This is a genomic window from Bradyrhizobium sp. WSM2793, from assembly GCF_000379585.1.
Lineage (GTDB): Bacteria > Pseudomonadota > Alphaproteobacteria > Rhizobiales > Xanthobacteraceae > Bradyrhizobium.
Genome location: NZ_KB902781.1, coordinates 130,636 through 154,211, shown reverse-complemented (window position 1 = coordinate 154,211; position 23,576 = coordinate 130,636). Strand labels below are relative to the sequence as shown.

18 protein-coding genes are annotated in these 23,576 nt (G+C 65.4%); 12 read left to right on the top strand and 6 right to left on the bottom strand.

Annotated features, from left to right (window positions below; genetic code table 11):
* Nucleotides 1–52: 52 nt before the first annotated feature.
* Nucleotides 53–919: an IclR family transcriptional regulator gene (locus A3AS_RS0117235; RefSeq protein ID WP_026202076.1), complete on the bottom strand. Its 867-nt coding sequence runs from the start codon at nucleotides 917–919 to the stop codon at nucleotides 53–55.
* 131 nt (nucleotides 920–1,050) lie between these two features.
* Here A3AS_RS0117235 and A3AS_RS0117230 point away from each other — a divergent pair, with 131 nt between their 5' ends.
* From A3AS_RS0117230 to A3AS_RS0117190, 9 genes are all read left to right on the top strand, one after another.
* Nucleotides 1,051–3,147 (top strand): 3-hydroxyacyl-CoA dehydrogenase NAD-binding domain-containing protein, encoded by a 2,097-nt coding sequence (locus A3AS_RS0117230; RefSeq protein ID WP_018318821.1) that lies wholly within the window; start codon nucleotides 1,051–1,053, stop codon nucleotides 3,145–3,147.
* 220 nt (nucleotides 3,148–3,367) lie between these two features.
* Nucleotides 3,368–5,050, top strand: coding sequence for a dicarboxylate--CoA ligase PimA (gene pimA, locus A3AS_RS0117225; protein ID WP_018318820.1), 1,683 nt, complete (start codon nucleotides 3,368–3,370; stop codon nucleotides 5,048–5,050).
* Nucleotides 5,047–6,234, top strand: coding sequence for an acetyl-CoA C-acyltransferase (locus A3AS_RS0117220; RefSeq protein ID WP_018318819.1), 1,188 nt, complete (start codon nucleotides 5,047–5,049; stop codon nucleotides 6,232–6,234). The genes pimA and A3AS_RS0117220 overlap by 4 nt, the downstream gene beginning before the upstream one ends.
* Before the next feature lie 16 nt (nucleotides 6,235–6,250).
* Nucleotides 6,251–7,441, top strand: a complete 1,191-nt coding sequence (pimC, locus tag A3AS_RS0117215; protein ID WP_018318818.1) for a pimeloyl-CoA dehydrogenase large subunit — start codon at nucleotides 6,251–6,253, stop codon at nucleotides 7,439–7,441.
* A gap of 163 nt (nucleotides 7,442–7,604) precedes the next feature.
* Nucleotides 7,605–8,747, top strand: a complete 1,143-nt coding sequence (gene pimD / locus A3AS_RS0117210) for a pimeloyl-CoA dehydrogenase small subunit (RefSeq protein ID WP_018318817.1) — start codon at nucleotides 7,605–7,607, stop codon at nucleotides 8,745–8,747.
* A 149-nt stretch (nucleotides 8,748–8,896) separates the two neighbouring features.
* Complete coding sequence (locus A3AS_RS0117205) at nucleotides 8,897–9,670, top strand: SDR family NAD(P)-dependent oxidoreductase (RefSeq protein WP_018318816.1); 774 nt, start codon at nucleotides 8,897–8,899, stop codon at nucleotides 9,668–9,670.
* Between the two features lie 129 nt (nucleotides 9,671–9,799).
* Nucleotides 9,800–10,192, top strand: coding sequence for an endonuclease domain-containing protein (locus A3AS_RS0117200; RefSeq protein ID WP_018318815.1), 393 nt, complete (start codon nucleotides 9,800–9,802; stop codon nucleotides 10,190–10,192).
* A gap of 314 nt (nucleotides 10,193–10,506) precedes the next feature.
* A complete protein-coding gene (glpK, locus tag A3AS_RS0117195; RefSeq protein WP_018318814.1) occupies nucleotides 10,507–12,012 on the top strand; it encodes a glycerol kinase GlpK in 1,506 nt (501 codons plus the stop codon).
* A 269-nt stretch (nucleotides 12,013–12,281) separates the two neighbouring features.
* Complete coding sequence (locus A3AS_RS0117190) at nucleotides 12,282–12,875, top strand: N-acetyltransferase (protein WP_018318813.1); 594 nt, start codon at nucleotides 12,282–12,284, stop codon at nucleotides 12,873–12,875.
* Between the two features lie 344 nt (nucleotides 12,876–13,219).
* Here A3AS_RS0117190 and A3AS_RS0117180 read toward each other — a convergent pair whose 3' ends face one another.
* Together A3AS_RS0117180 and A3AS_RS0117175 are read right to left on the bottom strand one after the other, a co-directional pair.
* Nucleotides 13,220–13,639 carry a DUF6636 domain-containing protein gene (locus A3AS_RS0117180; protein ID WP_018318811.1) on the bottom strand — a complete coding sequence of 140 codons (420 nt, stop codon included), beginning with the start codon at nucleotides 13,637–13,639 and terminating at the stop codon, nucleotides 13,220–13,222.
* An 11-nt stretch (nucleotides 13,640–13,650) separates the two neighbouring features.
* Complete coding sequence (locus tag A3AS_RS0117175) at nucleotides 13,651–14,634, bottom strand: threonine/serine dehydratase (protein ID WP_018318810.1); 984 nt, start codon at nucleotides 14,632–14,634, stop codon at nucleotides 13,651–13,653.
* Between the two features lie 27 nt (nucleotides 14,635–14,661).
* Between A3AS_RS0117175 and A3AS_RS0117170 the strand changes: the two genes are divergently transcribed.
* Both A3AS_RS0117170 and A3AS_RS0117165 read left to right on the top strand, forming a co-directional pair.
* The gene (locus A3AS_RS0117170; RefSeq protein WP_018318809.1) at nucleotides 14,662–14,964 is read left to right on the top strand and encodes a helix-turn-helix transcriptional regulator; all 303 of its coding nucleotides are present in this window, start codon (nucleotides 14,662–14,664) and stop codon (nucleotides 14,962–14,964) included.
* Nucleotides 14,965–15,098: 134 nt separating this feature from the next.
* The gene (locus A3AS_RS0117165) at nucleotides 15,099–15,728 is read left to right on the top strand and encodes a glutathione S-transferase family protein (protein ID WP_018318808.1); all 630 of its coding nucleotides are present in this window, start codon (nucleotides 15,099–15,101) and stop codon (nucleotides 15,726–15,728) included.
* A gap of 339 nt (nucleotides 15,729–16,067) precedes the next feature.
* Here the strand turns inward: A3AS_RS0117165 and A3AS_RS0117160 are convergent, their stop codons facing one another.
* The 3 genes from A3AS_RS0117160 to metF form a co-directional block, all read right to left on the bottom strand.
* Nucleotides 16,068–17,108 carry a tetratricopeptide repeat protein gene (locus A3AS_RS0117160; RefSeq protein WP_018318807.1) on the bottom strand — a complete coding sequence of 347 codons (1,041 nt, stop codon included), beginning with the start codon at nucleotides 17,106–17,108 and terminating at the stop codon, nucleotides 16,068–16,070.
* 195 nt (nucleotides 17,109–17,303) lie between these two features.
* Nucleotides 17,304–21,155: a methionine synthase gene (metH, locus tag A3AS_RS0117155; protein ID WP_018318806.1), complete on the bottom strand. Its 3,852-nt coding sequence runs from the start codon at nucleotides 21,153–21,155 to the stop codon at nucleotides 17,304–17,306.
* A gap of 6 nt (nucleotides 21,156–21,161) precedes the next feature.
* Nucleotides 21,162–22,082, bottom strand: a complete 921-nt coding sequence (gene metF, locus A3AS_RS0117150; protein WP_018318805.1) for a methylenetetrahydrofolate reductase [NAD(P)H] — start codon at nucleotides 22,080–22,082, stop codon at nucleotides 21,162–21,164.
* A 398-nt stretch (nucleotides 22,083–22,480) separates the two neighbouring features.
* Between metF and A3AS_RS0117145 the strand changes: the two genes are divergently transcribed.
* The gene (locus A3AS_RS0117145) at nucleotides 22,481–23,500 is read left to right on the top strand and encodes an LLM class flavin-dependent oxidoreductase (RefSeq protein WP_018318804.1); all 1,020 of its coding nucleotides are present in this window, start codon (nucleotides 22,481–22,483) and stop codon (nucleotides 23,498–23,500) included.
* Nucleotides 23,501–23,576: the final 76 nt, after the last annotated feature.

Genomic DNA, 23,576 nt, shown 5'->3' with positions numbered 1-23,576 from the left:
GGCATTCAGTGAGCGAAGGAGCGATGTGAACCGCTCCCGATGATGACAAAGGCTATCTGAATCCCTCGGCCACACGCGCAACTTTTCCTCCTGATTTCAGCTTTTTGCTGACGTCTTTTTTGGAATGCGGCATTAGACCCCCGAGCGCCGCTTCGATGTTCCTTACCATCGCTAAGAGACGCGGTCCAATGTCGTTGATCAAACGCTCTTCCGTGAAGCGGAATGCGGGCGCGCCGCAATTGAATGCGTAGGGACCGGTTCCGTCGTTGAGCCTGAGTGCGACGCCGGCGGCGCCGATGTCGTCGTGCCAGTCGCCCACGGAGATCGCAAAACCATATTTCGCGACGGTTTCGCCGGAACGTTCCAGCCCGTCGCGCATCTTGGGCCAGCGGCTGCCGTAATGTTCGCGCAAGAGGCGGGACAGGTCTGCGCGGTCCGCGTCGTCGAGCGCCCAGAAATAGGCGCGGCCCATCGCGCTGGTTGCAATCGGCACGCGAGAGCCGACGTCAAGTTGAACCCCGACAGTCTCGCTGCCGCGACTTTGCCCGAAATAGATCATGCTGTGACGGTCGCGGCCGCCGACGGCGACGGCACCGCCCGTCGCGCGCATCACTTCCTCGCGGAACGGCTCGGACAAATGCCGAACGCCGAGATTGGCGAGCGCGGCGTAGCCGAGCGACATCGCCGCGGGTGTGAGCTGATACTTCTCGAAGCGGGGAACCGGCGCAAGATAGCCCAGCTTGGTCAAGGTGTAGGTCAGCCGCGACACGGTCGGCTTCGGCAGATTGGTGCGAGCCGCAATCTCCTGATTGCCGAGAAGGCCGTCATTGGGGTGGAATGCGCGCAATACGTCCAGTCCGCGGGAAAGCGCGACGACGAAATTCCGATCGGTCGCAGTCTTCTTTCCTGTACGCTTCATCCCTGATCTGCTTCTTGCGCGGAGTCGTTGACAAGCCACGTGCTTCAAAATAACCCTGCCGTCAAGATGCGGAATTAAATTCCGCAGCGCGAAATCGAACAAAAGTAAATCCCCACCAAGGAGGGAACACCGTGAGCGAAGTGGTCAAGCTTGAGCGTCATGACGAAGTCGGGATCGTCACGGTCGACAGCCCTCCGGTCAACGCGCTGAGTGCCGCGGTCCGCGGCGGCATCCTGGACTGCATCAAGGCTGCGATTGCCGATCCCGCCATCAAGGGCATCGTGCTGACCTGTGCCGGCCGCACCTTCATTGCCGGTGCCGACATCACCGAATTCGGCAAGCCGCCGAAGGCGCCCGCCCTCAACGACGTGCTGTCCGAGATCGAGAATTCGCCCAAGCCCGTGGTTGCCGCGATCCACGGTACCGCGCTCGGCGGCGGCCTCGAGGTCGCGCTCGCCTGTCATTTCCGCGTCGCGGTGAAAGAGGCCAGGCTCGGCCTGCCCGAGGTGAAGCTCGGTCTTCTGCCCGGCGCCGGCGGCACCCAGCGCCTGCCGCGCGCGGTCGGTCCCGAGCTCGCGGTCAAGATGATCGTCGGCGGTGATCCCATTGGTGCGGCGGAAGCGCTCAAGAACGGCCTGATCGAGGAAATCATCGAGGGGCCGGCATCGGGCGGCGAAGCCTTCGTGCGAAAGCTGCTGGCCGAGAAGCGTCCGCTGCGGCGCCTGCGCGACGACGATTCCAAGATCGCGGCGGCCAAGGCAGACCGCTCGATCTTCACCAATGCGGTCGCCGCCATGACCAAGAAGTCGCGCGGCCTGGAGGCGCCGTTCGCCGCCGCCGACGCCGTGGGCTACGCCATTGACCTACCCTTCGACGAAGGCCTGAAGAAGGAACGCGAGGGTTTTCTGAAGCTCGTCGCCAGCGATCAGTCCAAGGCGCAGCGTTATGCGTTCTTCGCCGAGCGCGAAGCCGCCAAGATCGCGGGCGTTCCTGACGGCACCAAATCGCGTCCCGTGAACCGTGTCGCCATCCTCGGCGCCGGCACCATGGGCGGCGGCATCGCGATGTCCTTTGCCAATGCCGGCGTTCCCGTCACCCTGATCGAGACCGGTGAGGAGCAGCTCAAGCGCGGCATGGGCATCATGCAGAAGAACTGGGAAGCGACCGCGGCGCGCGGCGGCATCCCGGCCGACGCGCCCGCCAAGCGCATGGCGCTGATCAACGGCGTCGTCGGCATCGAGAATGTCGGCGATGCCGACCTCGTCATCGAAGCCGTGTTCGAGACCATGGCGGTGAAAAAGGAAGTGTTCGGCAAGCTCGACCAATACGCCAAGCCCGGCGCCGTGCTCGCCTCCAACACCTCGTATCTCAACATCGACGAGATCGCGAAGTCGACCAAGCGTCCCCAGGACGTGCTCGGCATGCACTTCTTCTCGCCGGCCAACGTCATGAAGCTGTGCGAGATCGTGCGCGCCGACAAGACCGCGCCGGACGCGCTGGTGACTGCGGTGACTATCGCGCGAAAAATCGCGAAGGTGCCGGCCGTGGTCGGCGTCTGCGACGGCTTCGTCGGCAACCGCATGCTCGCCCAGCGCGGCAAGCAGTCCGAGAAGCTGCTGTTCGAAGGCGCGCTGCCGCAGCAGGTCGACGCCGTGGTGACGAAGTTCGGCATGCCGATGGGGCCGTTTGCGATGGGCGACCTCGCCGGCCTCGACATCGGCTGGCGCTCGCGGAAAGACCGCGGCATCAAGTCGGAGATCGCGGACGCGCTGTGCGAGGCCGGCCGCTTCGGCCAGAAGACCGGCAAGGGCTACTACAAGTACGAAGCCGGCAGCCGCTCGGCGCTGCCCGATCCGGAGGTCGAGAAGCTGATCGACGAGACGCTCGCCCGTCTCGGCCGCAAGAAGCGCGTCGTCAGCGACGACGAGATCCTCGAGCGCATGATGTATCCGATGATCAACGAGGGCGCGAAGATCCTCGAAGAGGGCATCGCGGCGCGTCCCTCCGACATCGACGTGGTCTGGCTCTATGGCTATGGCTGGCCGATCTATCGCGGCGGCCCGATGTTCTGGGCCGACAGCGTCGGTCTCAAGCACATCGCCGATCGCCTGGCCTTCTACGCCAAGGAGACCAACGACCCGAGCCTCGAGCCCGCACCGCTGCTGAAGAAGCTCGCGGCCGAAGGCAAGACGTTTGCGTCGCTGGCGGCGGCGTCAAAGGCGGCGTGATCGGATTGGGTGCTGCTGCGATGTCGCGCTCCGGGCAAAGCTCTCTCCGTTCCCTCCCCCCTTGTGGGGGAGGGGCAGGGAGGGGGGTGGCCCCGGGCGAGATCGGAATTTGTGGCTACCCCCTTTCCCAACCCTTCCCCACAAGGGGGAAGGGAGCCCGTCCGCCGGTGCCCACCTCACACGACCCGGCGACTACCGTTTTGCAGAGTATCGATCGCCAATGACCCATCCCGGCGAACAGTTCTATCCCGAGGGCGTGCGGTGGGACGACACCATCGTCCAGGGCACGCTGCCTGACCTGCTGTCGAAAGCTGCCGCCGATTACGGCCCGCGCACCGCTCTGGAATTTCGAGATCGCCCGATCACATACACGCAGCTCGCAGCTCAGGCCGAGCGTGCGGCGGCGGCGTTTCTGCGCGCCGGCTACGGCAAGGGAACGTCCATCGCGCTGTTTCTGGGCAACTCGCCGGACCATCCCGTCAATTTCTTCGGCGCGCTGAAGGCAGGCGCCCGCCTCGCGCATCTGTCGCCGCTCGACGGCGAGATCGCGCTGACGCACAAGATCTCGGACTCCGGCTCGCGCCTGCTGGTCACCTCGAACCTTGCGGCGCTGCTGCCGACCGCGCTGAAGTTTTTGGAGAAGGGGCTGATCGACCGTCTCGTCGTCTGCGAGGACGATCATTGGGGCAAGATCGGCACGCCGCAGGCGGCGATCCCGGATGATCCCCGCATCGTCACCTTCAAGGCCTTCACTGAGGGCGCGACCGCGCCGGCGGCGTGGCCTGTCGTAACGGCCGACGACGTCGCGCTGCTGCAATATACCGGCGGCACCACCGGTCTGCCCAAGGGTGCGATGCTCACCCACGGCAATCTCACCTCGGCGGTGTCGATCTACGACGTCTGGGGCAAGCCGGCGCGCGCCGCGCGCGACGAGACGATCGAGCGCGTCATCTGCGTGCTGCCGCTGTTCCACATCTACGCGCTGACCGTGGTGCTGCTGTCCTCGCTCAGCCGCGGCAATCTGGTCTCGCTGCATCAGCGCTTCGACGTCGAAGCCGTCATGCGCGACATCGAGGTCAAGCGCGCGACGTATTTTCCGGGCGTGCCGACGATGTGGATCGCGATCGCCGCGCTGCCGGATCTGGACAAGCGCGACTTCTCCTCGCTCGCCACCATCGGCTCCGGCGGCGCGCCGCTGCCGGTGGAGGTCGCGAGCTTCTTCGAGCGCAAGGTCGGCAAGAAGCTGCGCAGCGGCTGGGGCATGACCGAGACCTGCTCGCCCGGCACCGGACATCCGCCGACGGGGCCGGACAAGCCCGGCTCGATCGGCCTGATGCTGCCCGGCATCGAGCTCGACGTCGTCGCTCTCGATGATCCCAAGCGCGTGCTTGCGCCGGGCGAAGTCGGGGAAATCCGCATCAAGGGCCCGAACGTCACCAGGGGCTACTGGAACAAGCCGGAGGGATCCACGGACGCCTTCGTCGACGGCCGCTTCCTCACCGGCGACATCGGCTATGTCGACACCGACGGCTATTTCTTCCTGGTCGACCGCAAGAAGGACATGATCATCTCCGGCGGCTTCAACGTTTATCCGCAGATGATCGAGCAGGCGATCTACACCATTCCTGGCGTGCACGAGGTGGTCGTGCTCGGCATCCCAGACCAGTATCGCGGCGAGGCCGCCAAAGCTTTCATCAAGCTGAAGCCGGACACAAAGCCGTTCACGCTCGACGAGCTGCGCGCGCAGCTCGCCGGCAAGCTCGGCAAGCACGAATTGCCGGCCGAGGTCGAGTTCGTCGACGATCTGCCGCGTACGCCGGTCGGAAAATTGTCGCGCCACGAATTGCGCCAGCAGCAGAAACCGTCACAATCCACTAAAACCGCATCAGGAGCTCGTTCTTGACCGACGCCGTCATCGTTTCCACCGCCCGAACCCCGATCGGCAAGGCCTATCGCGGCGCGCTCAATGCCACCGAGGGCGCAACCCTGCTCGGCCACGCCATCGGCGAAGCCGTCGCGCGTGCCAAGGTCGATCCGAAGGAGATCGAGGACGTCGTGATGGGCGCGGCGCTGCAGCAGGGCGCGACCGGCGGCAACATCGCGCGCAAGGCGCTGCTGCGCGCCGGCCTTCCCGTCACCGTCGCCGGCACCACGATCGACCGGCAATGCGCCTCCGGCCTGCAGGCGATCGCGCTCGCCGCGCGCTCGGTGATCTTCGACGGCGTCGAGATCGCGGTCGGCGGCGGCGGCGAGTCGATCAGCCTCGTGCAGAACGACAAGATGAACGGCTTCCACGCCCAGGACCCGGCGCTGCTCAAGATCAAGGGCGAGGTCTACATGCCCATGATCGACACCGCGGAGATCGTCGCCAAACGCTACGGCATTTCGCGGGAGCAGCAGGACGAGTATTCGCTGGAGAGCCAGCGCCGCACTGCGGCCGCCCAGCAGGGCGGCAAGTTCAAGGAGGAGATCGCGCCGATCACGACGCAGATGGCGGTCACCGACAAGGCGACCGGCGCCGTGTCGATGAAGGACGTCACGCTGTCGCAGGACGAAGGTCCGCGCCCCGAGACCACGATCGAAGGCCTCGCCGGCCTCAAGCCCGTGCGCGGTGAGGGCTTTTCGATCACCGCCGGTAATGCCAGTCAGCTCTCCGACGGCGCCAGCGCCTCCGTCATCATGAGCGACAAGGAAGCCTCGAAGCGCGGCCTCAAGCCGCTCGGCATCTTCCGCGGCTTCGTCTCCGCCGGCTGCGAGCCGGACGAGATGGGCATCGGCCCGGTTTTCGCCGTGCCGCGCCTGCTTAAGCGCCATGGCCTCACCGTCGACGACATCGGTCTCTGGGAGCTGAACGAAGCCTTCGCGGTGCAGGTGCTGTATTGCCGCGACAAGCTCGGCATCGACCCTGACAAGATCAACGTCGACGGCGGCGCGATCGCGGTCGGCCATCCCTACGGCATGTCCGGCGCGCGCCTCACCGGCCACGCTTTGATCGAAGGCCGCCGCCGCAAGGCGAAATATGCGGTGGTCACCATGTGCGTCGGCGGCGGCATGGGCGCGGCTGGCTTGTTCGAGGTTTTGCAGTAATTCACAGGAGGATCCGATGGATCTCGCATTCACGAAAGAAGAGCAGGCGTTTCGCGAGGAAGTGCGGCAGTTCTTCCGCGACAACGTGCCGCCGGATACGCGGCGCAAGATGGTCGAGGGGCGTCACCTCAGCAAGGACGAGATGGTGACGTGGTGGCGCATCCTCAACAAGAAGGGCTGGGGCGTCAGCCACTGGCCCAAGCAATATGGCGGCACCGGCTGGACCAGCGTGCAGCACTACATCTTCAACGAGGAGCTGCAGTCCTATCCGGCGCCGCAGCCGCTCGCCTTCGGCGTCAGCATGGTCGGCCCCGTCATCTACACCTTCGGCAACGAGGAGCAGAAGAAGCAATATCTGCCGCGCATTGCCAATGTCGATGATTGGTGGTGCCAGGGCTTCTCCGAGCCGGGCTCCGGCTCCGACCTTGCCTCGCTCAAGACCAAGGCTGAGCGCAAGGGCGACAAGTGGATCATCAACGGCCAGAAGACCTGGACCACGCTCGCCCAGCACGCCGACATGATCTTCTGCCTCTGCCGCACCGATCCCGGCGCCAAGAAGCAGATGGGCATCTCCTTCATCGTGTTCTCGATGAAGTCGAAAGGCGTCACGGTGCGCCCGATCCAGACCATCGACGGCGGCGTCGAGGTCAACGAGGTGTTCTTCGACGACGTCGAAGTTCCCTACGAGAATTTGATCGGCGAGGAGAACAAGGGCTGGGACTACGCAAAATTCCTGCTCGGCAATGAGCGCACCGGCATCGCCCGCGTCGGCGTCTCCAAGGAGCGGCTGCGCCGCATCCGCGATCTCGCCGGCAAGGTCGAATCCGGCGGCAAGCCGATCATCCAGGACGCCGCGTTCCGCGAGAAGCTCGCGGCTTGCGAGATCGAGCTGAAGGCGCTGGAACTCACTCAGCTCCGCGTCGTCGCCGACGAAGGCAAGCACGGCAAGGGCAAGCCCAATCCGGCCTCCTCGGTGCTGAAGATCAAGGGCTCCGAGATCCAGCAGACCACCACCGAGCTGCTGATGGAAGTGATCGGCCCCTTCGCCGCGCCCTACGACGTGCATGGCGACGACGGCTCGAACGAAGCCATGGACTGGACCGCCCAGATCGCGCCGAGCTACTTCAACAACCGCAAGGTCTCGATCTACGGCGGCTCCAACGAGATCCAGCGCAACATCATCGCCAAGGCGGTGCTGGGGCTGTGAGTCAACAATGACGGTGTCGTCCCCCGCGAAGGCGGGGGACCCAGTACGCCGCGGCGGTCGTGAGTACGGCAGGCGGCTGCGTTTACTGGATCCCCGCCTTCGCGGGGATGACGTCTGAGGGTGAGGCGACGGCAGGGCAATTCCCGCCGATTTGGAGAGAAACATGGATTTTGACCTGAACGAGGAGCAGCGGCTTCTCAAGGAAAGCATCGACGGCCTGCTGACCGATTCCTACGATTTCGAGCAGCGCAAGAAGTACATGAAGGAGAAGGGCGGCTGGAGCAAAACCGTCTGGCTCAAGCTTGCCGAGCAGGGCCTGCTCGGCCTGCCGTTCAGCGAGGCCGACGGCGGCTTCGGCGGCGGCGGCGTCGAGACCATGATCGTGATGGAGGCGCTCGGCAAGGCGCTGGTGCTCGAGCCGTATCTGGCAACGGTCGTGATCGGCGGCGGCTTCCTGCGCCATGCCGGCACCGACGCGCAGAAGGCCGCGCACGTGCCCGGGATCATCGACGGCAGCAAGACGCTGGCGTTCGCCCAGCTCGAGAAGAACTCGCGTTACGATCTCTTCGACGTCTCGACCACGGCGAAGAAGAAGGGCGACGGCTGGGTCATCGACGGCGAAAAATTCGTCGTGCTCAACGGCGAGAATGCCGACACCTTGATTGTCACCGCGCGCACCAAGGGCGAGCGCCGCGACAGAAACGGCATCGGCGTGTTCCTGGTGCCGGCGAGTGCCAAGGGCGTGACCAGGAAGTCCTACCCGACCCAGGACGGCCTGCACGCCGCCGACATCACGCTCACCGGTGTCGAAATCGGCCCCGATGCCGTGCTCGGCAATCCCGAGGATTCGCTGGCGCTGATCGAGCGTGTCGTCGATGAAGCTCGCGTCGCGCTCTGCGCCGAGGCGGTCGGCCTGATGGACGAATCGCTCAAGACCACGGTCGAGTACATCAAGACCCGAAAGCAGTTCGGCGTCGCGATCGGCTCATTCCAGTCGCTGCAGCACCGGGCGTCCGACATGTTCGTGGCGGCCGAGCAGGCGCGCTCGATGTCGATGTTCGCGACCATGGCGAACGATTTCGAGAACGCCAACGAGCGCTCCAACGCCATCGCCGCGGCCAAGGTGCAGATCGGCAAGTCGCTGAAATTCGTCGGACAGCAGGCCATCCAGCTCCACGGCGGCATCGGCATGACCATGGAGGCGAAGATCGGCCACTACTTCAAGCGCCTCACCATGATCGAGAACTCGTTCGGCGACACCGATTACCACCAGCGCCGCGTCGCCGATGGTGGCGGGTTGATCTGAGGCCAAGCAACGACTGTCATCCCCCGCGAAAGCGGGGATCCAGTACGCCGCGGCTTCTCGATTCAAGCCGCGCCGCCTCTGGAATACTGGATCGCCCNGCCAAGCCGGACGATGACACCGAGCAAGTTCAATCAACGGAGGCAACAACAATGAAGAACACCCCGTTCGATCTCACCGGCAAGGTCGCCGTGGTCACCGGCTCCAGCCGCGGCATCGGCCGCTCTTCCGCCGAACTGCTGGCGAAACTCGGCGCCAAGGTCGTGGTTTCCTCACGCAAAGCCGACGCCTGCCGAGAGGTCGTCGACGGCATCATCGCTTCCGGCGGCGATGCCACCGTCATCCCCTGCAACATCGCGCGCAAGGCCGAGGTCGAGGCGCTGATCGCGGGCGCGACCAGGCATTACGGCAAGATCGACATCCTCGTCTGCAATGCCGCAGTGAATCCCTATTACGGCCCGCTGCTCGACATCACCGACGAGGCCTTCGACAAAATCATGGGGAGCAACGTCAAGAGCAACATCTGGCTCTCCGCGCTCGCGATTCCGCAAATGGCCGAGCGTGGCAACGGCTCCGTCGTCATCATCTCCTCGATCGGGGGCTTGCGTGGTTCCACCGTGATCGGCGCCTACGGTATCTCGAAAGCGGCCGATTTCGCGCTTTGCCGCTCGCTCGCCGGCGAGTGGGGCCCGAAAGGCGTCCGCGTCAACTGCATCGCGCCCGGCCTCGTCAAAACCGATTTCGCCCGCGCGCTGTGGGAAGACGAAGCCATGCTGAAGCGCCGCACCGCCACCACGCCGCTGCGCCGCATCGGCGAACCCGACGAAATCGCCGGCGCAGTGGCGTATCTGGCTTCCGATGCCTCGAGCTTCATGACCGGCCAGACCATCGTCATCGACGGCGGCGTGACCACGGCTGCGGTGTAGCCGGTCCACCACTTGCAATTGTAACGCGGGCGCGTTTCCCTTACCCTCCCCTGGAGGGTCCGGGACGAGCGTAGCTCGCCCGTGGTCGCTCGCGCAAACGCGCGAGCGGGGTGGGGTGAAGCCACGCAAATGGTCTCAACATCGATCCGACGCGCCGCCGCGAAGAAGTTGAGAGCGAACAGCACGCCGCACGAACGGATCCTGTGGCGCGCCCTCAAGGAGCTTCCGATGGACGGCTCGCACTTCCGCCGGCAAGCGCCAATTGGTCCGTACGTGGTCGATTTCTTCTGCCCGGCCAAGCGGCTCATCATCGAGCTCGACGGCGGGCATCACAATGAAGACGATACGGCTGCCCGCGATCTCGCGCGTCAAGGTTGGCTCGAGAACGAAGGCTATCGAGTCATCCGATTCTGGAATTCTGAGATCGGGAGCGACCTGACGGCAGTGCTCGAGCGCATCTATGTCGAGCTGTATGGATCGCGCGAGGCGGAAGCCGCCCCCTTGAAGCACCGCAGAACCTAGCTTGCAGTTCGCTGTCGTCTTACCCTCCCCTGGAGGGGGAGGGTCGCTACGCATGCAGCGAAGCGGAATGCGTAGCGGGGTGGGGTGACAGACTGTCCGCGAATTCGGTGCTTGCGGATGGGGGCGAGAGCTCTTTCTAGAAGGAAGGAGAGACCGCCTTCGTGGCTTCACCCCACCCCGCCCGCGCGCTGCGCGGTCGACCCTCCCCCTCCAGGGGAGGGTAAGGGAGACCCGCCTTGACCTCTTGCCGGCAATCCCGTTTTCTTTGGCGCGACACAATGATCCCCTCCGGGATAACGCCAGGGTAAGCCGCCATGTCTTTCGTCCTCGCCATCGACCAGGGCACCACCTCCTCGCGCGCCATCGTGTTTCGCGGCGACATATCCATCGCGGCGAAGGCGCAGCAGGAGTTTCCGCAGCATTTTCCGGCCTCGGGCTGGGTCGAGCACGAGCCTGAGGACATCTGGACCTCGACCGTGATGGTCTGCCGCGAGGCGATCGAGCAGGCCGGCATCACCGCGAAGGACGTCGCCGCGATCGGCATCACCAACCAGCGCGAGACCACCGTGGTGTGGGACCGCGCGACGGGTCAGGCCGTGCACCGCGCCATCGTCTGGCAGGACCGCCGCACCGCCGACATCTGCGCCAAGCTCAAGGCCGACGGCCGCGAGCCCGTGATCTCGCAAAAGACCGGGCTGATCATCGATCCCTATTTCTCCGGCACCAAGGTCGCCTGGATCCTCGACCACGTCCCCGGCGCCCGGGCGCGCGCCGCGCGCGGCGAACTGATGTTCGGCACGGTCGATTGCTATCTGCTCTGGCGCCTCACCGGCGGCAAGGTGCACGCCACCGACGCCACCAACGCCTCACGCACGCTGCTGTTCAACATCCACACCGGCCAATGGGACGACGAACTGCTGGAGATCATCGGCGTGCCGCGCTCGATGCTGCCCGAGGTGAAGGATTCCTCCGCCCGTTTCGGCGAAAGCACGCCCGATCTGTTCGGCGGTGCGATTGCGATCTCAGGCATCGCCGGCGACCAGCAGGCCGCCACCATCGGCCAGGCCTGCTTCCGCCCGGGCATGATGAAGTCGACCTACGGCACCGGCTGCTTTGCGCTGCTCAACACCGGCACCACGCCTGTTGTCTCGAAGAACAAGCTGCTCACCACCGTCGCCTATCAGCTCGATGGCAAACGCACTTACGCGCTCGAAGGCTCGATCTTCGTCGCCGGCTCAGCCGTGCAATGGCTGCGCGACGGCCTCGGCATCATCAAGCACGCCGCCGAGACCGGCCCGCTCGCGGATCAGTCCGACTCCATGCAGAGCGTCTATCTCGTTCCGGCTTTCGTCGGCATGGGCGCGCCCTATTGGAATCCGCGCGTTCGCGGCGCCCTGTTCGGCCTCACCCGCAACACCGGCCCCGCCGAGCTTGCCCATGCCGCGCTCGAAAGCGTCTGCTACCAGACTTTTGACCTCTGGGCCGCGATGCGCGCCGACTGGCCAAGCTCGGAAACCGCCAGCGTCGTGCTCCGCGTCGACGGCGGCATGACCGCCTCCGACTGGACCATGCAGCGCCTCGCGGATTTGCTGGACGCGCCCGTCGATCGCCCCGTGATCCAGGAGACGACAGCGCTGGGCGCCGCCTACCTCGCCGGCCTCCAGGCCGGCGTCTATCCCGAGCCGACCAAATTCGCCGACAACTGGCGCCTCGAGCACCGCTTCAAGCCGAACATGAGCCAGGCGACGCGTGAGCGGAAGCTCGCGGGCTGGGCGAGGGCGGTGAAGGGCGTGCTGGCGAGCGATGAGGGGGAGGGCTGATACGCCACCATCCAAATCGTCGTCCCTGCCTAGTGCGCAATTGCGCACGGGCGCAGGGACCCATACCGCGAGGTCTGTCGATGGCAGGCGGAGCCAATCCCGAACGATCGATCGTCGCCAAACCACTTCCTGTGGTTATCGCGACGAGCGCAAGCGCTCGCGCGGAGGTCCCGGATCCAGCGCGCACTTAAGGCGCGCTTGTCCGGGACGACGATGAAGTGTTGAGCGTAAGCTCTGCAGTCTCGCGCTTTGAAGCCAGGTAACAAAGAATGATCCTCCCCGACGGCTATTCCGATGTGCCTGCTGGCAAGATCGCCGCCGTCGTCACCCATCTGGAGATGACCGCGCCGCCCGCGCGCCGCGACGATCCCACCGGCGTCTGGACCCTGCGCAAGGTCGACGCCCCCACGCTTCCTTGGTACCGCGACCTCTTCCGCCGCGTCGGCGAGGACTGGTTATGGTTCTCGCGCGCCCGCATGACCGACACCGAGCTTGCCGCAATCATCCACGCGCCTGATATCGAGATCTACGCACTGGTCGCGCACGGCCGCGACGAAGGCCTGCTCGAGCTCGACTTCCGCGAGCCCGGCCAGTGCGAGCTGGTCTATTTCGGCGTCACCGCACCCCTGATCGGCACTGGCGCCGCGCGCTTCCTGATGAACCGCGCGCTGGAGCGCGCCTGGTCGCGGGACGTCCGCCGCGTCTGGGTGCACACCTGCACGCTCGATCATCCATCCGCCGTCGCGTTCTACCAGCGCTCCGGCTTCCGCCCATTCCGGCGCCAGATCGAGATCGCCGACGATCCACGCCTTGACGGCACGGCACCGCGGACGGCGGCGAAGCATGTGCCGGTCATTGAATGATGCGCGAGCGAGCGTAACCCAGATGAGCGGCTGGCTCGCCGCCGGTCGGAGGCGAACGCAATCAGGGGAGCGTCACCGCATCTCGCTTTGCTCGTGTCGGCTAGGATCGTCCGCTGCCACACGCTTCGTCGTCATCCTGAGGTGCGCGCTCTTGCGCGCCTCGAAGGATGGGCCGCAAGCGCCCGTGGCCCATCCTTCGAGGCTCCCCTCGCGCTGCTCGCGCATCGCAAGGCTCGCGCCTCAGGATGACGGCTGAACTTGTGGCAGCACTTGTAGCCCGGATGGAGCGCAGCGCAATCCGGGACGGCGTCCCCGTATTCCGCTGCACTCCATGCAGCTACTCCTCAAAACAACCTCTGTTCTGCCCGAGCCAGCGAAAACCCCCGCTGCATCGCGTTGAAACACGTCAAACCCGTCTGCTCCGACCGGCATGTGAATCCTCCGCGCTGCCACGCCTCGCCATAGGCCAGCACCGGCAGCGAGGCGTCCATCACGGTGTCACCGGCGCAGATGCGCCCTGCGGCTCCCTTCGCGCTCATCTCGAAGGCGTGGCCATAGTCGAGCTCGCAATCGGCGGGACGGTGCGGGCGGCTCTCGATGTTCATGAGGTCGCAGCGGAGCACGCCCTGACCATTGTCGGTGAAGAATTGGCAGGCGATGTTCTTCGACGGCGTCAAGAAGCCGATCGGGCGGTCCTGCGCGTAGGCGACACCGGCCATCGGCAGCAGGATCGATATCAGGATCAGTGCACGCGGCCTTGTCATGTCATTCCCGCTCAACTGTCGAAATTCACCGCATTGGTGTTGGCGCCGCAGAGCAGAACCGCGACGCGTTCACCGGTCGCGGGACGATAGCGGCCGGAGAGCACCGCGGCAAATGCCGCTGCGCCGCCGGGCTCGGCGACGAGACGCAAGCGCGACCACAGGGCGGCCTGGGCCTGCCGGATCGCATCGTCGCTGACCAGGACGACGCGCTCGACATGGGCGCGCGCGACCGGAAACATCAACTCGCCGACGCGCCGCGGCGCAAGGCTGTCGGCGGCGATACCGCCGGCCGGCGCATCGACCGGAGCGCCCGCCGCGAACGCGGCGTGCAGGGTCGGCGATTGCTCCGGCTCGACCGCGACGATGCGCGTCCGGCCGGCGTACCACGCCGCAATGCCGCCGATCAGTCCGCCGCCGCCGACCGCCACCAGCAGCGTGTCGATGCCCGGCGCATCCTGCTCCAGCTCCAGTCCGACGCTGCCCTGGCCGAGCAGGGTTTCGGCCTGGTCGTAGGCATGGACGGCCAGCGCGCCGGTCTGCGCGACGTGCGCCTCGCTCGCGGCGAGCGCATCGGCGTAGCGGCTGCCCGCGATCACGAGCTTGGCGCCATAACCCCTGATCCGCTCGGCCTTCGCCGGTGAGGTGATGTCGGGCACGAAGATCGTGGCGGGGATGCCGAGCCGCTGCGCCGCATAGGCGACGGCCGCGCCGTGGTTGCCGCCGGATGCGGCGACGACACCGGCCTGCGGCACCTGCCGCAGCAACAGATTGGCGAAGGCGCCGCGCGCCTTGAACGATCCCGAATGCTGCAGCATCTCGAGCTTGAACGTGAGGGGCGCCGCGGGCAGGCCGAAATCGGCGAGATCGGCCCGAAGAAGGGGCGTGCGCCTGATATGCGGACGGATGACCGCTTCGGTCGCCGCGATCCGCTCCCGTGTGATGTCCATTGTCGCTGTCATGATGCCGTCCAGAATAGCGCATCGGAGAGTTGACATCAATTAGGTAATTAGCAAAATGGCTAAATGAAGTTTGCCGTCGCCCTGCGCGCGCTCGCCAACGAACGTCGCCTGCAGATCCTGGAATGGCTGCGGGATCCCCGGAAGCATTTTCGCGAGCAGGCCGATGGCGACCTGGTCGAGGACGGCGTCTGCGGATTGCTGATCGCCGAAAAGCTCGGCGTCAGCGCGCCGACGGTGAGCGAGCACATGCGGGTGCTGACCGCCGCCAAGCTGGTGCGCGCCAAACGCATCAAGCAGTGGACGATGTACAAGCGCAACGAGACCGCGATTGCCGCCATCAAGCGCTCGATCCAGGACGGCCTCTGAGCGCGCAGCGCCATCGCCGGCGACGTTGCAGCCGGTGCAATGCTCCATTTCCGAGATATTTCTTGCGCCGCGCCGATCAGGTCGTGGAGACTGGACGGCCCCGCCGTGTCCAACCGCTTGGAAGAGCAAGAACCATGTTCCTGATCGGCCAATATGATTCCCCCTTCGTCCGCCGCGTCGCGATTGCGCTGCGGCTTTACGGGCTCGCTTTCGAGCACCGGCCGTGGTCGACCTTCGGCGATGCCGACCAGATCGCGCCCTATAATCCGCTGCGGCGGGTGCCGACCCTGGTGCTCGACGACGGCGAGGCGCTGATCGAGAGCACGGTCATTTTGGATTATCTCGACGAACTTGTCGGGCCAGAGAAGGCGATGCTGCCGCGCAGCGGCACTGAGCGGCGGAAGCATTTGCGCATCTGCGCGCTCGCTTCCGGTCTCGGCGACAAGGCGGTGAGCCTGCTCTATGAGCGCGTGCTGCGGAAGGAGCAGCTCGCGCTGTGGGTCGAGCGTTGCCAGGCGCAGATTGGCGACGTGCTGAAAGTGCTGGAGGCCGAGCGCGCCAAGGTGACGACGCCGTACTGGCTGGGCGGCCGCATCGGCCACGCCGACATCGCGGTGGCCTGCGTCGTCCGCTTCACCCGCGAGGCGCATCCGCAGCTGTTCGACGCGTCGCGTTACCCGGCGCTGGCTGCGCATGCCGAGCGCTGCGAAGCTATCGCGCCGTTCAGGGAGATCGTGCAGCCGCTGTCCCCGCCGAAGGGATGATGCGCACTTACCCTCCCCTGGAGGGGGAGGGTCGATCGCGCGAAGCGCGAGCGGGGTGGGGTGATCTCTCAACACGGGCGCTGTTGAATGCGGAGGGACCGTCACCCCACCTCGGTCCGCATTCCGCTACGCTGCGTGCGCACCGATCCTCTCCCTCCAGGGGAGGATGGGGATCGCGGCTGGGGCTTGGGTTTCCTAGATCATGAGCCGGAAAAGTGCGAAGCGGTCTTTCGAAAAGATCACACTTAAGCAGCAAGCCAAAGTGAGATGACGATTCATCGCGCTTTAGTCCGTCATCCAGAGTTCGCGCTTTGGCGCCCCCCGGAATGACGGGGGCGACTACTTCCGCCGCGTCACGCCGTTCGTCCGCAGATACTCGTCCAGTTCAAACCCCAAATCCTCGGCACGATGGAAGTACGCCTCCGCGGCATCCGGGTCCTTCGCCATCCCTTCGCCGCGCGTCGCCATCACGCCGAGCGCTGCGGCGGCGCGGCCGACGCCGAGATCGGCGGCGCGCTTGTACCAGCGGATGGACTCGCCGAGATCCTTCTCGATGCCGGGCAATTGCCCGGTGGCATGGAGCGCGCCGAGATTGGCGGAGGCGCGCGGCTGGTCGCGTTGTCCGGCCTGCTTCAGGTAGAACACTGCCTTGTCGCGGTCACCGATGCCTTGCATCGCATAGACGAACAGCTCGAAATAGGCATCGGCGTTGCCGCGCTTGGCCGCTTCGAGATGCAATGCAAGGCTCTTGGCTACGTCCTTCGGTTGTCCGCGACCGTTGTAGGCCATCAGCCCTAGCAGGTAGCGCACGGCGCCATCGGGGTCGTCGCCTGCAAGCGCCTTCTGCGCGTAAGCATAGGCGTCGTCATATTTCCTGAACGTCCAATAGAGATTATAGGCGGTGAGATAGGCGCCGTAATCCGAGCCGAGTTCGGCCGCGCGTTTGTAGGCAGCGATCGCGGCGTCGCGATCGCGCGGCACGCCCCAGCCGTTCCAGAGGCAGCGGCCATAGTCGACCCAGGCGTTGGCGTGCCCGCCGAGCGCGACCTCATGCAGCGCCCTTGCCAGCGTGGCGCGACTCTCGACCGGTGCCTCGCCTGCCTCGATCGCCTTGAACAGGGCTACCGCGGCCAAATAGAGCTGGTCATCGCGCGACGGCGAGCGGGGTTGGGCGAGGAGCTTTGTGACGGTTTGCATGGTTCCGCTGGCATCATTTGACTTGGACGGTTGCTGCGCAATCTCGGCCACCGCCGCATCGAGCGGGACTGCATGATGCAAGACGAAGATCCCGCCAATCATCACGAGGCAGGAGCCCAGGATTTTCAGATGATTACGAATGCCGCCCTCCCGCGCGCCGGCCGGATGTTTGTCGTATCCCATCCGGTACACGAGATCGGAGCACGTGGCATCTGACGGAGTGCTGACGCGGCGGGCGATGATGGAATATTACAGGTGTTTTGCCCGACGCTGCAAATGCGGCCTCGGGGGGCCCGAAATCGCTCAATCTTTTCAACCCCATCGCTACTGTGCATGGGGTTGTTTTTCAGATTTTTGGTTTTGTAGCCAGAGCGGGGCCTATCCCGCGCCCGCGCGCTTCTTCTGCCAGACCAGATGCACCGCGCAGGTGCAGCCCGGCGGATGCGAGGCGAGATCCTTCGACGTCTCGTCGTTCGCCGCCGTTGCCGCAAAGGCCTTGTCACTGTCCTCTCGCGACGGGATGTAGTTCAGCACCGGCGCGAGCCAGCGCTCGGCTTCCGCGACGCTCATGCCCTTGCGCGCGGCGTAGTCCTCGACCTGGTCGCGCTCGATCTTGCCGACGCCGAAATAATAGCTCTCGGGGCTGGCGAAATAGAGCCCGGACACGCTGGAGCCTGGCCACATCGCAAAGCTCTCGGTCAGCTTCACGCCGCAGGTCGCTTCCGCATCGAGCAGCTCGAACAGCGTCGCCTTCTCGGTGTGGTCGGGCTGCGCAGGATAGCCCGGCGCGGGGCGGATGCCCTGATACTTCTCGAGGATCAGCTCGTCGTTGGAGAGCGCCTCGTCGGGCGCGTAAGCCCAGAACTCGCGGCGCACGCGCGCATGCATGCGCTCGGCGAAGGCTTCGGCGAGCCGATCGGCCAGCGCCTTGCACAGGATCGAGGAGTAATCGTCGTTGGCCATCTTGAAGCGATCGGCGACCGCGTCCTCGCCGATGCCGGCCGTGACGACGAAGCCGCCGACATAGTCGGGCACGCCCGCAGGCGCGACGAAGTCGGCGAGCGCCGCGTTGAAGCGGCCTTCGCGCTTCTCGAGCTGTTGACGCAGCGTGTGCAGCGTCGCGATCTTCTTCGTGCGGCTCTCATCGGCATAGACCGCGATGTCGTCGCCTTCGGCGTTCGCCGGCCAGAAGCCGATCGTCGCGCGCGCCCGGAACCATTTTTCCTTGACGATGGTGTCGAGCATCTTGCGCGCGTCATCGTAGAGCGAGCGCGCGACCTCGCCGACCTTGGCGTCGTCGAGGATGGCGGGGAAGCGCCCCGCGAGCTCCCAGGTCTGGAAGAACGGCGTCCAGTCGATGCAATCGACCAGCTCGGCGAGGTCGTAGTCGTCAAAGCTGCGGATGCCGAGGAAGGTCGGCTTCACCGGCTTGTTCTTGGCGAAGTCCACCGGCACGCGATTGGCGCGGGCGGCTTCCAGCTTCAGCCGCTTCTTGTCGGCCTGCGCGCGCAGATGCGCGTCCGAGATCTTGGCGTATTCGGCACGTACCTCGGCGGCATAGGCGTCGCGCTTCTCGGGCGAGAGCAGCGAGGACGCAACGCTGACGGCGCGGCTGGCGTCGTTGACATGCACGACGGGGCCGGCGCGATAGCTCGGGTCGATCTTGACGGCGGTATGCACGCGGCTCGTGGTGGCGCCGCCGATCAGCAGCGGCAGCTTGAGGCCCTCGCGCTGCAGTTCGCCGGCGAAGAACGCCATCTCGTCGAGCGAGGGCGTGATCAGGCCGGAGAGACCGACGATGTCGGCCTTCTCCGCCTTCACCGTCTCGACGATCTTGGCGGCGGGCACCATCACGCCGAGATCGATGACCTCGAAATTGTTGCACTGGAGCACGATGCCGACGATGTTCTTGCCAATGTCGTGGACGTCGCCCTTGACGGTTGCGAGCACGATCTTGCCGGCGGACGATGAGCCCTCCGTGCCGACGCCGTTGGCGAGGTTGCGCGCCTTCTCTTCTTCCATGAACGGCATCAGCCAGGCCACTGCCTGCTTCATGACGCGGGCGGATTTCACCACCTGTGGCAGGAACATCTTGCCGTCGCCGAAGAGGTCGCCGACCACGTTCATGCCGGCCATCAGCGGGCCCTCGATCACGTCGAGCGGACGCGAGGACTGCTTGCGCGCCTCTTCGGTGTCCTGCTCGATGAACTCGGTGATTCCATGCACCAGCGAATGCGACAGCCGTTTCTCCACCGGCCATTCGCGCCAGGCGAGATCGGCCTCCTTGGTCTGGGTCTTGTTGCCGCGGAACTTCTCGGCCAGCGCCAGCAGGCGCTCGGACGCGCCCGGATCGCGGTTGAGGACGACGTCCTCGCACACCTGCCGCAGCTCAGGATCGATGTCGTCATAGACGATCATCTGGCCGGCATTGACGATGCCCATGTCCATGCCCGCCTTGATGGCGTGATACAGGAACACCGAGTGCATGGCCTCGCGCACCGGCTCGTTGCCGCGGAACGAGAACGACAGATTGGAGACGCCGCCCGAGATGTGCGCGCCAGGCAGGTTCCGGCGGATCCAGCGCGTCGCCTCGATGAAGTCGACGCCGTAATTGTTGTGCTCCTCAATGCCGGTCGCGATCGCGAAGACGTTGGGATCGAAGATGATGTCTTCAGGCGGGAAGCCGACCTTGTTCACCAGGATGTCGTAGGCGCGCTTGCAGATCTCGGTCTTGCGCGCGAACGTATCGGCCTGGCCGACCTCGTCGAACGCCATCACGACGACAGCCGCGCCATGACGGCGGGCGATCTTGGCCTCGTGAATGAACTTCTCCTCGCCTTCCTTCATTGAGATCGAGTTGACGACCGGCTTGCCCTGCACGCACTTCAGGCCGGCTTCGATCACCGAGAACTTGGAGGAGTCTACCATCACGGGGACGCGGGCGATGTCGGGCTCGGCGGCGACGAGGTTGAGGAAGGTCACCATCGCGGCTTCAGAGTCGAGCAGGCCCTCGTCCATGTTGACGTCGATAACTACCGCGCCGTTCTCGACCTGGTCGCGCGCGACCTGCAGCGCCGCCGTGTAGTCGCCAGCGGTGATCAGCTTGCGGAAACGGGCAGAGCCCGTGACGTTGGTGCGCTCGCCGACGTTCACGAACGGGATTGCGTCGGTCAGGATGAAGGGCTCGAGGCCGGAGAGCCGCAGGCGCGGTTCGATCTCCGGCACGATGCGCGGCTTGTGCGGGGCGACCGCAGCGGCGATCGCCGCGATATGGTCCGGCGTGGTGCCGCAGCAGCCGCCGACGATGTTGACGAGGCCGTCGCGCGCGAACTCGCCGACGAGGCGCGCCATGTATTCCGGCGTCTCGTCATACTGGCCGAACTCGTTGGGCAGGCCGGCGTTTGGATAGGCACACACCAGCGTGTCGGCGACACGACCGATATCGGCGATATGCGCGCGCAGATCTTCTGCGCCGAGCGCGCAGTTGAAGCCGATGGTGACGGGGTTTGCGTGCCGCACCGAATGCCAGAACGCTTCCGGCATCTGGCCCGAGAGCAGGCGTCCGGATTTGTCGGTGATGGTGCCCGACACCATCACGGGCATGTCGATGCCGCGTTCTTCGGTGATCTCGGCGATCGCATAGAGCGCCGCCTTGGCGTTCAGCGTGTCGAAGATGGTCTCGACCAGCAGCAGGTCGACGCCGCCGTCGAGCATGCCACGGATCTGCTCGCCATAGGATTTGCGCAAATCGTCGAAGGTGACGGCGCGGTAGCCGGGGTTGGACACGTCGGGGGAGATCGAGGCGGTGCGGTTGGTCGGACCGATGGCGCCCGCGACGAAACGCGGCTTGCCGTCCTCCGCCTCGACGCGCCGCGCGGCATTGCCGGCGAGGCGGGCGCCTTCGCGCGCCATCTCGTAGACGATGTCGATGAGGTCATAATCGGCCTGCGCGATCGAGGTCGTGGAGAAGGTATTGGTCGCGACGATGTCGGCTCCCGCGCGCAAATACGCCGCGTGAATGTCCTCGATCGCCTGCGGCTGGGTCAGGATCAACAAATCGTTGTTGCCGCGCAGGTCGCGATGAAAGTCCTTGAAGCGCTCGCCGCGGAAGGCGGTCTCGTCGAACTGCAGGTTCTGAATCATCGTGCCCATGGCGCCGTCGAGCACGAGAATTCGCTCGCGCGCGGCGTTGAGCAGGGCAGTTCGCTTGGCGGAAACGGGTACGGTCATTTTCTCTTACGCAGCCTTCTGAGCGCTCTTGGCACGGATGCCGAGCAAATGGCTGATCGCGAACACGAGATCGGCGCGGTTCATGGTGTAGAAATGGAAGGTGTCGACGCCGTGCTTGGCGAGCTTCTGGACCTGGCCGGCCGCGACGGTTGCGGCCACCAGCTTGCGGGTCTCGGCGTCGTCATCGAGGCCTTCGAATTTCGCGGCGAACCAGTCCGGCACGGTGGTGCCGGCGCGGGTGACGAAGGCTCTCGCCTGCTTGAAATTGTGCATGGGCATGATGCCCGGCACGATCGGGATGTCGATGCCGCGCGCCCGCACGCGGTCGAGATAGCGGAAATAGAGGTCGTTGTCGAAGAACACCTGGGTGATCGCGCGCGTCGCGCCGGCATCGACCTTGGCCTGCAGCGTGTCGATGTCGTCATCGAAGTCGCGCGCTTCAGGATGCTTCTCGGGATAGGCCGAGACCGACACTTCGATGTCGCCGTGCCGCTTCTTGATGCCGGCGATGAGCTCGGGGGAGCTCTGATAGCCGTCGGGATGACTGGCATAGGGCGTGCCGATGCCGCCGGCGGGATCACCGCGCAAGGCGACGATGTGGCGGACACCGACCTCGTGATAGCGATCGACGATCTCGTCGATCTCGCCGCGCGAGGCGCCGACGCAGGTCAGATGCGCCGCCGGCAGCAGCGTGGTCTCCTTCAGGATGCGGGCGATGGTCGAATGGGTGCGCTCGCGGGTCGAGCCGCCGGCGCCATAGGTCACCGAGACGAATTTCGGGTCGAGCGGGGCGAGCCGGTTGATGGTCTCCCAGAGATTGCGCTCCATATCTTCCGTCTTGGGCGGAAAGAACTCGAAGGAGATCGCTGGCCGCTTCAGGTGCCCGTCTTGCCCGTCGGCTCGGGCAGGAATCGTCAGATCGGTCATGGCACCACTCGCTCCAGATGTGCCGCCAGATCCTAGCGGCCGACGGTCAGGTCTAGCTTGGGAAAGCCTATGATAGGGCAAAGGCGGTTTGATCGACAGCCCATCAATGATGGGAAATGGCCCACTTCTACCAGCAATGGCGGAATTATTGAATGTCTACCGGTTTGAGTGGGATACCGGTATCCTCATAATAATTCGACCATTTCAAAGAGTTATAGAGGTTTTGATGGTTGTCTGAGGCAGATAGCGTAGGTGGGCAGAATGGAATCAATGTTGGTAGGGTTGCCTTTAGCCCACCATCTCGGTTCGGTCCGGCGCGCGGGCTCGCGGCCTGCACACGTCAGATCTGCGCAGCCGCCCCATTGTCGCTGCGCGGCCCTCCACTAGGTTAGCGCGCCATGATCCCGCTCTCCGTCCTCGATCTCTCCGTCGTCACCACAGGCACCAAGCCCGCCGCGGCGCTGCGCAACAGCATCGACCTGGCGCGCCATGTCGATGGCCTCGGCTATGTCCGGTACTGGCTCGCCGAGCACCACAACCTCGCCTCGGTCGCGAGCCCAGCGCCCGACGTCATGATCGGCCAGATCGCGGCGGTGACGAAGCACATCCGCGTCGGCTCCGGCGGGGTGATGCTGCCCAACCACGCCCCGCTGGTCGTCGCCGAGCGATTCAAGATGCTGGAGGCGCTGTTTCCCGGCCGTATCGACCTCGGCCTTGGCCGGGCGCCCGGCACCGATGGCGCCACCGCCTATGCGCTCCGGAGCCGGCTCGACCGCCGCGAGGGCGACGATTTCCTGGAGCGGCTGCACGAACTGATTCTGTGGGAGACCCGGGAATTTCCCGCAGGGCATCCCTACAACAACGTCGTCGCCATGCCCGACGACACCAAACTGCCGCCGGTCTGGCTGCTCGGCTCCAGCGATTATTCCTCGGAGCTCGCCGCACAGGTCGGCATGGGCTTCGCCTTCGCGCATCATTTTGCGTCCCACGATGCGGTCGATGCGATGGTGCATTATCGCAACCGCTTCCAGCCCTCGGCCTGGCGTGCGACGCCCCACGCGATCCTCGCGATCGCCGTCATCGCCGCCGATACCGACGAGGAGGCCGAACGGCTCGCCAGCTCGTTCGACCTCAACCGGCTGCGCCGCGACCGTGGTCAATATCTGCCGCTGCCGAGCGTCGAGGAGGCGGTGGCCTATCCTTACTCCGACTCCGAGCGCACCTCGATCCTCCGCAATCGCTCCCGCCTGTTCGTCGGCAGCCCCGCGACGGTGCAGAAGAAACTGCAGCCGCTGATCGACGCGAGCAAGCCGGACGAGTTGATGGTGATCACGGCGGTGTACGATCACGAGGCGCGGAAGAAGTCGTATTCGCTGCTCGCGGAGGCGTTCGGGTTGGTGAAGCCGGCGGCCGTATAGGAGCTGCCGTGCCCCGGACGCAGCGCAACGCTCTTCAGCGATGCGCTGCAGAGCCGGGGCCCATCGCAGCCCCGGG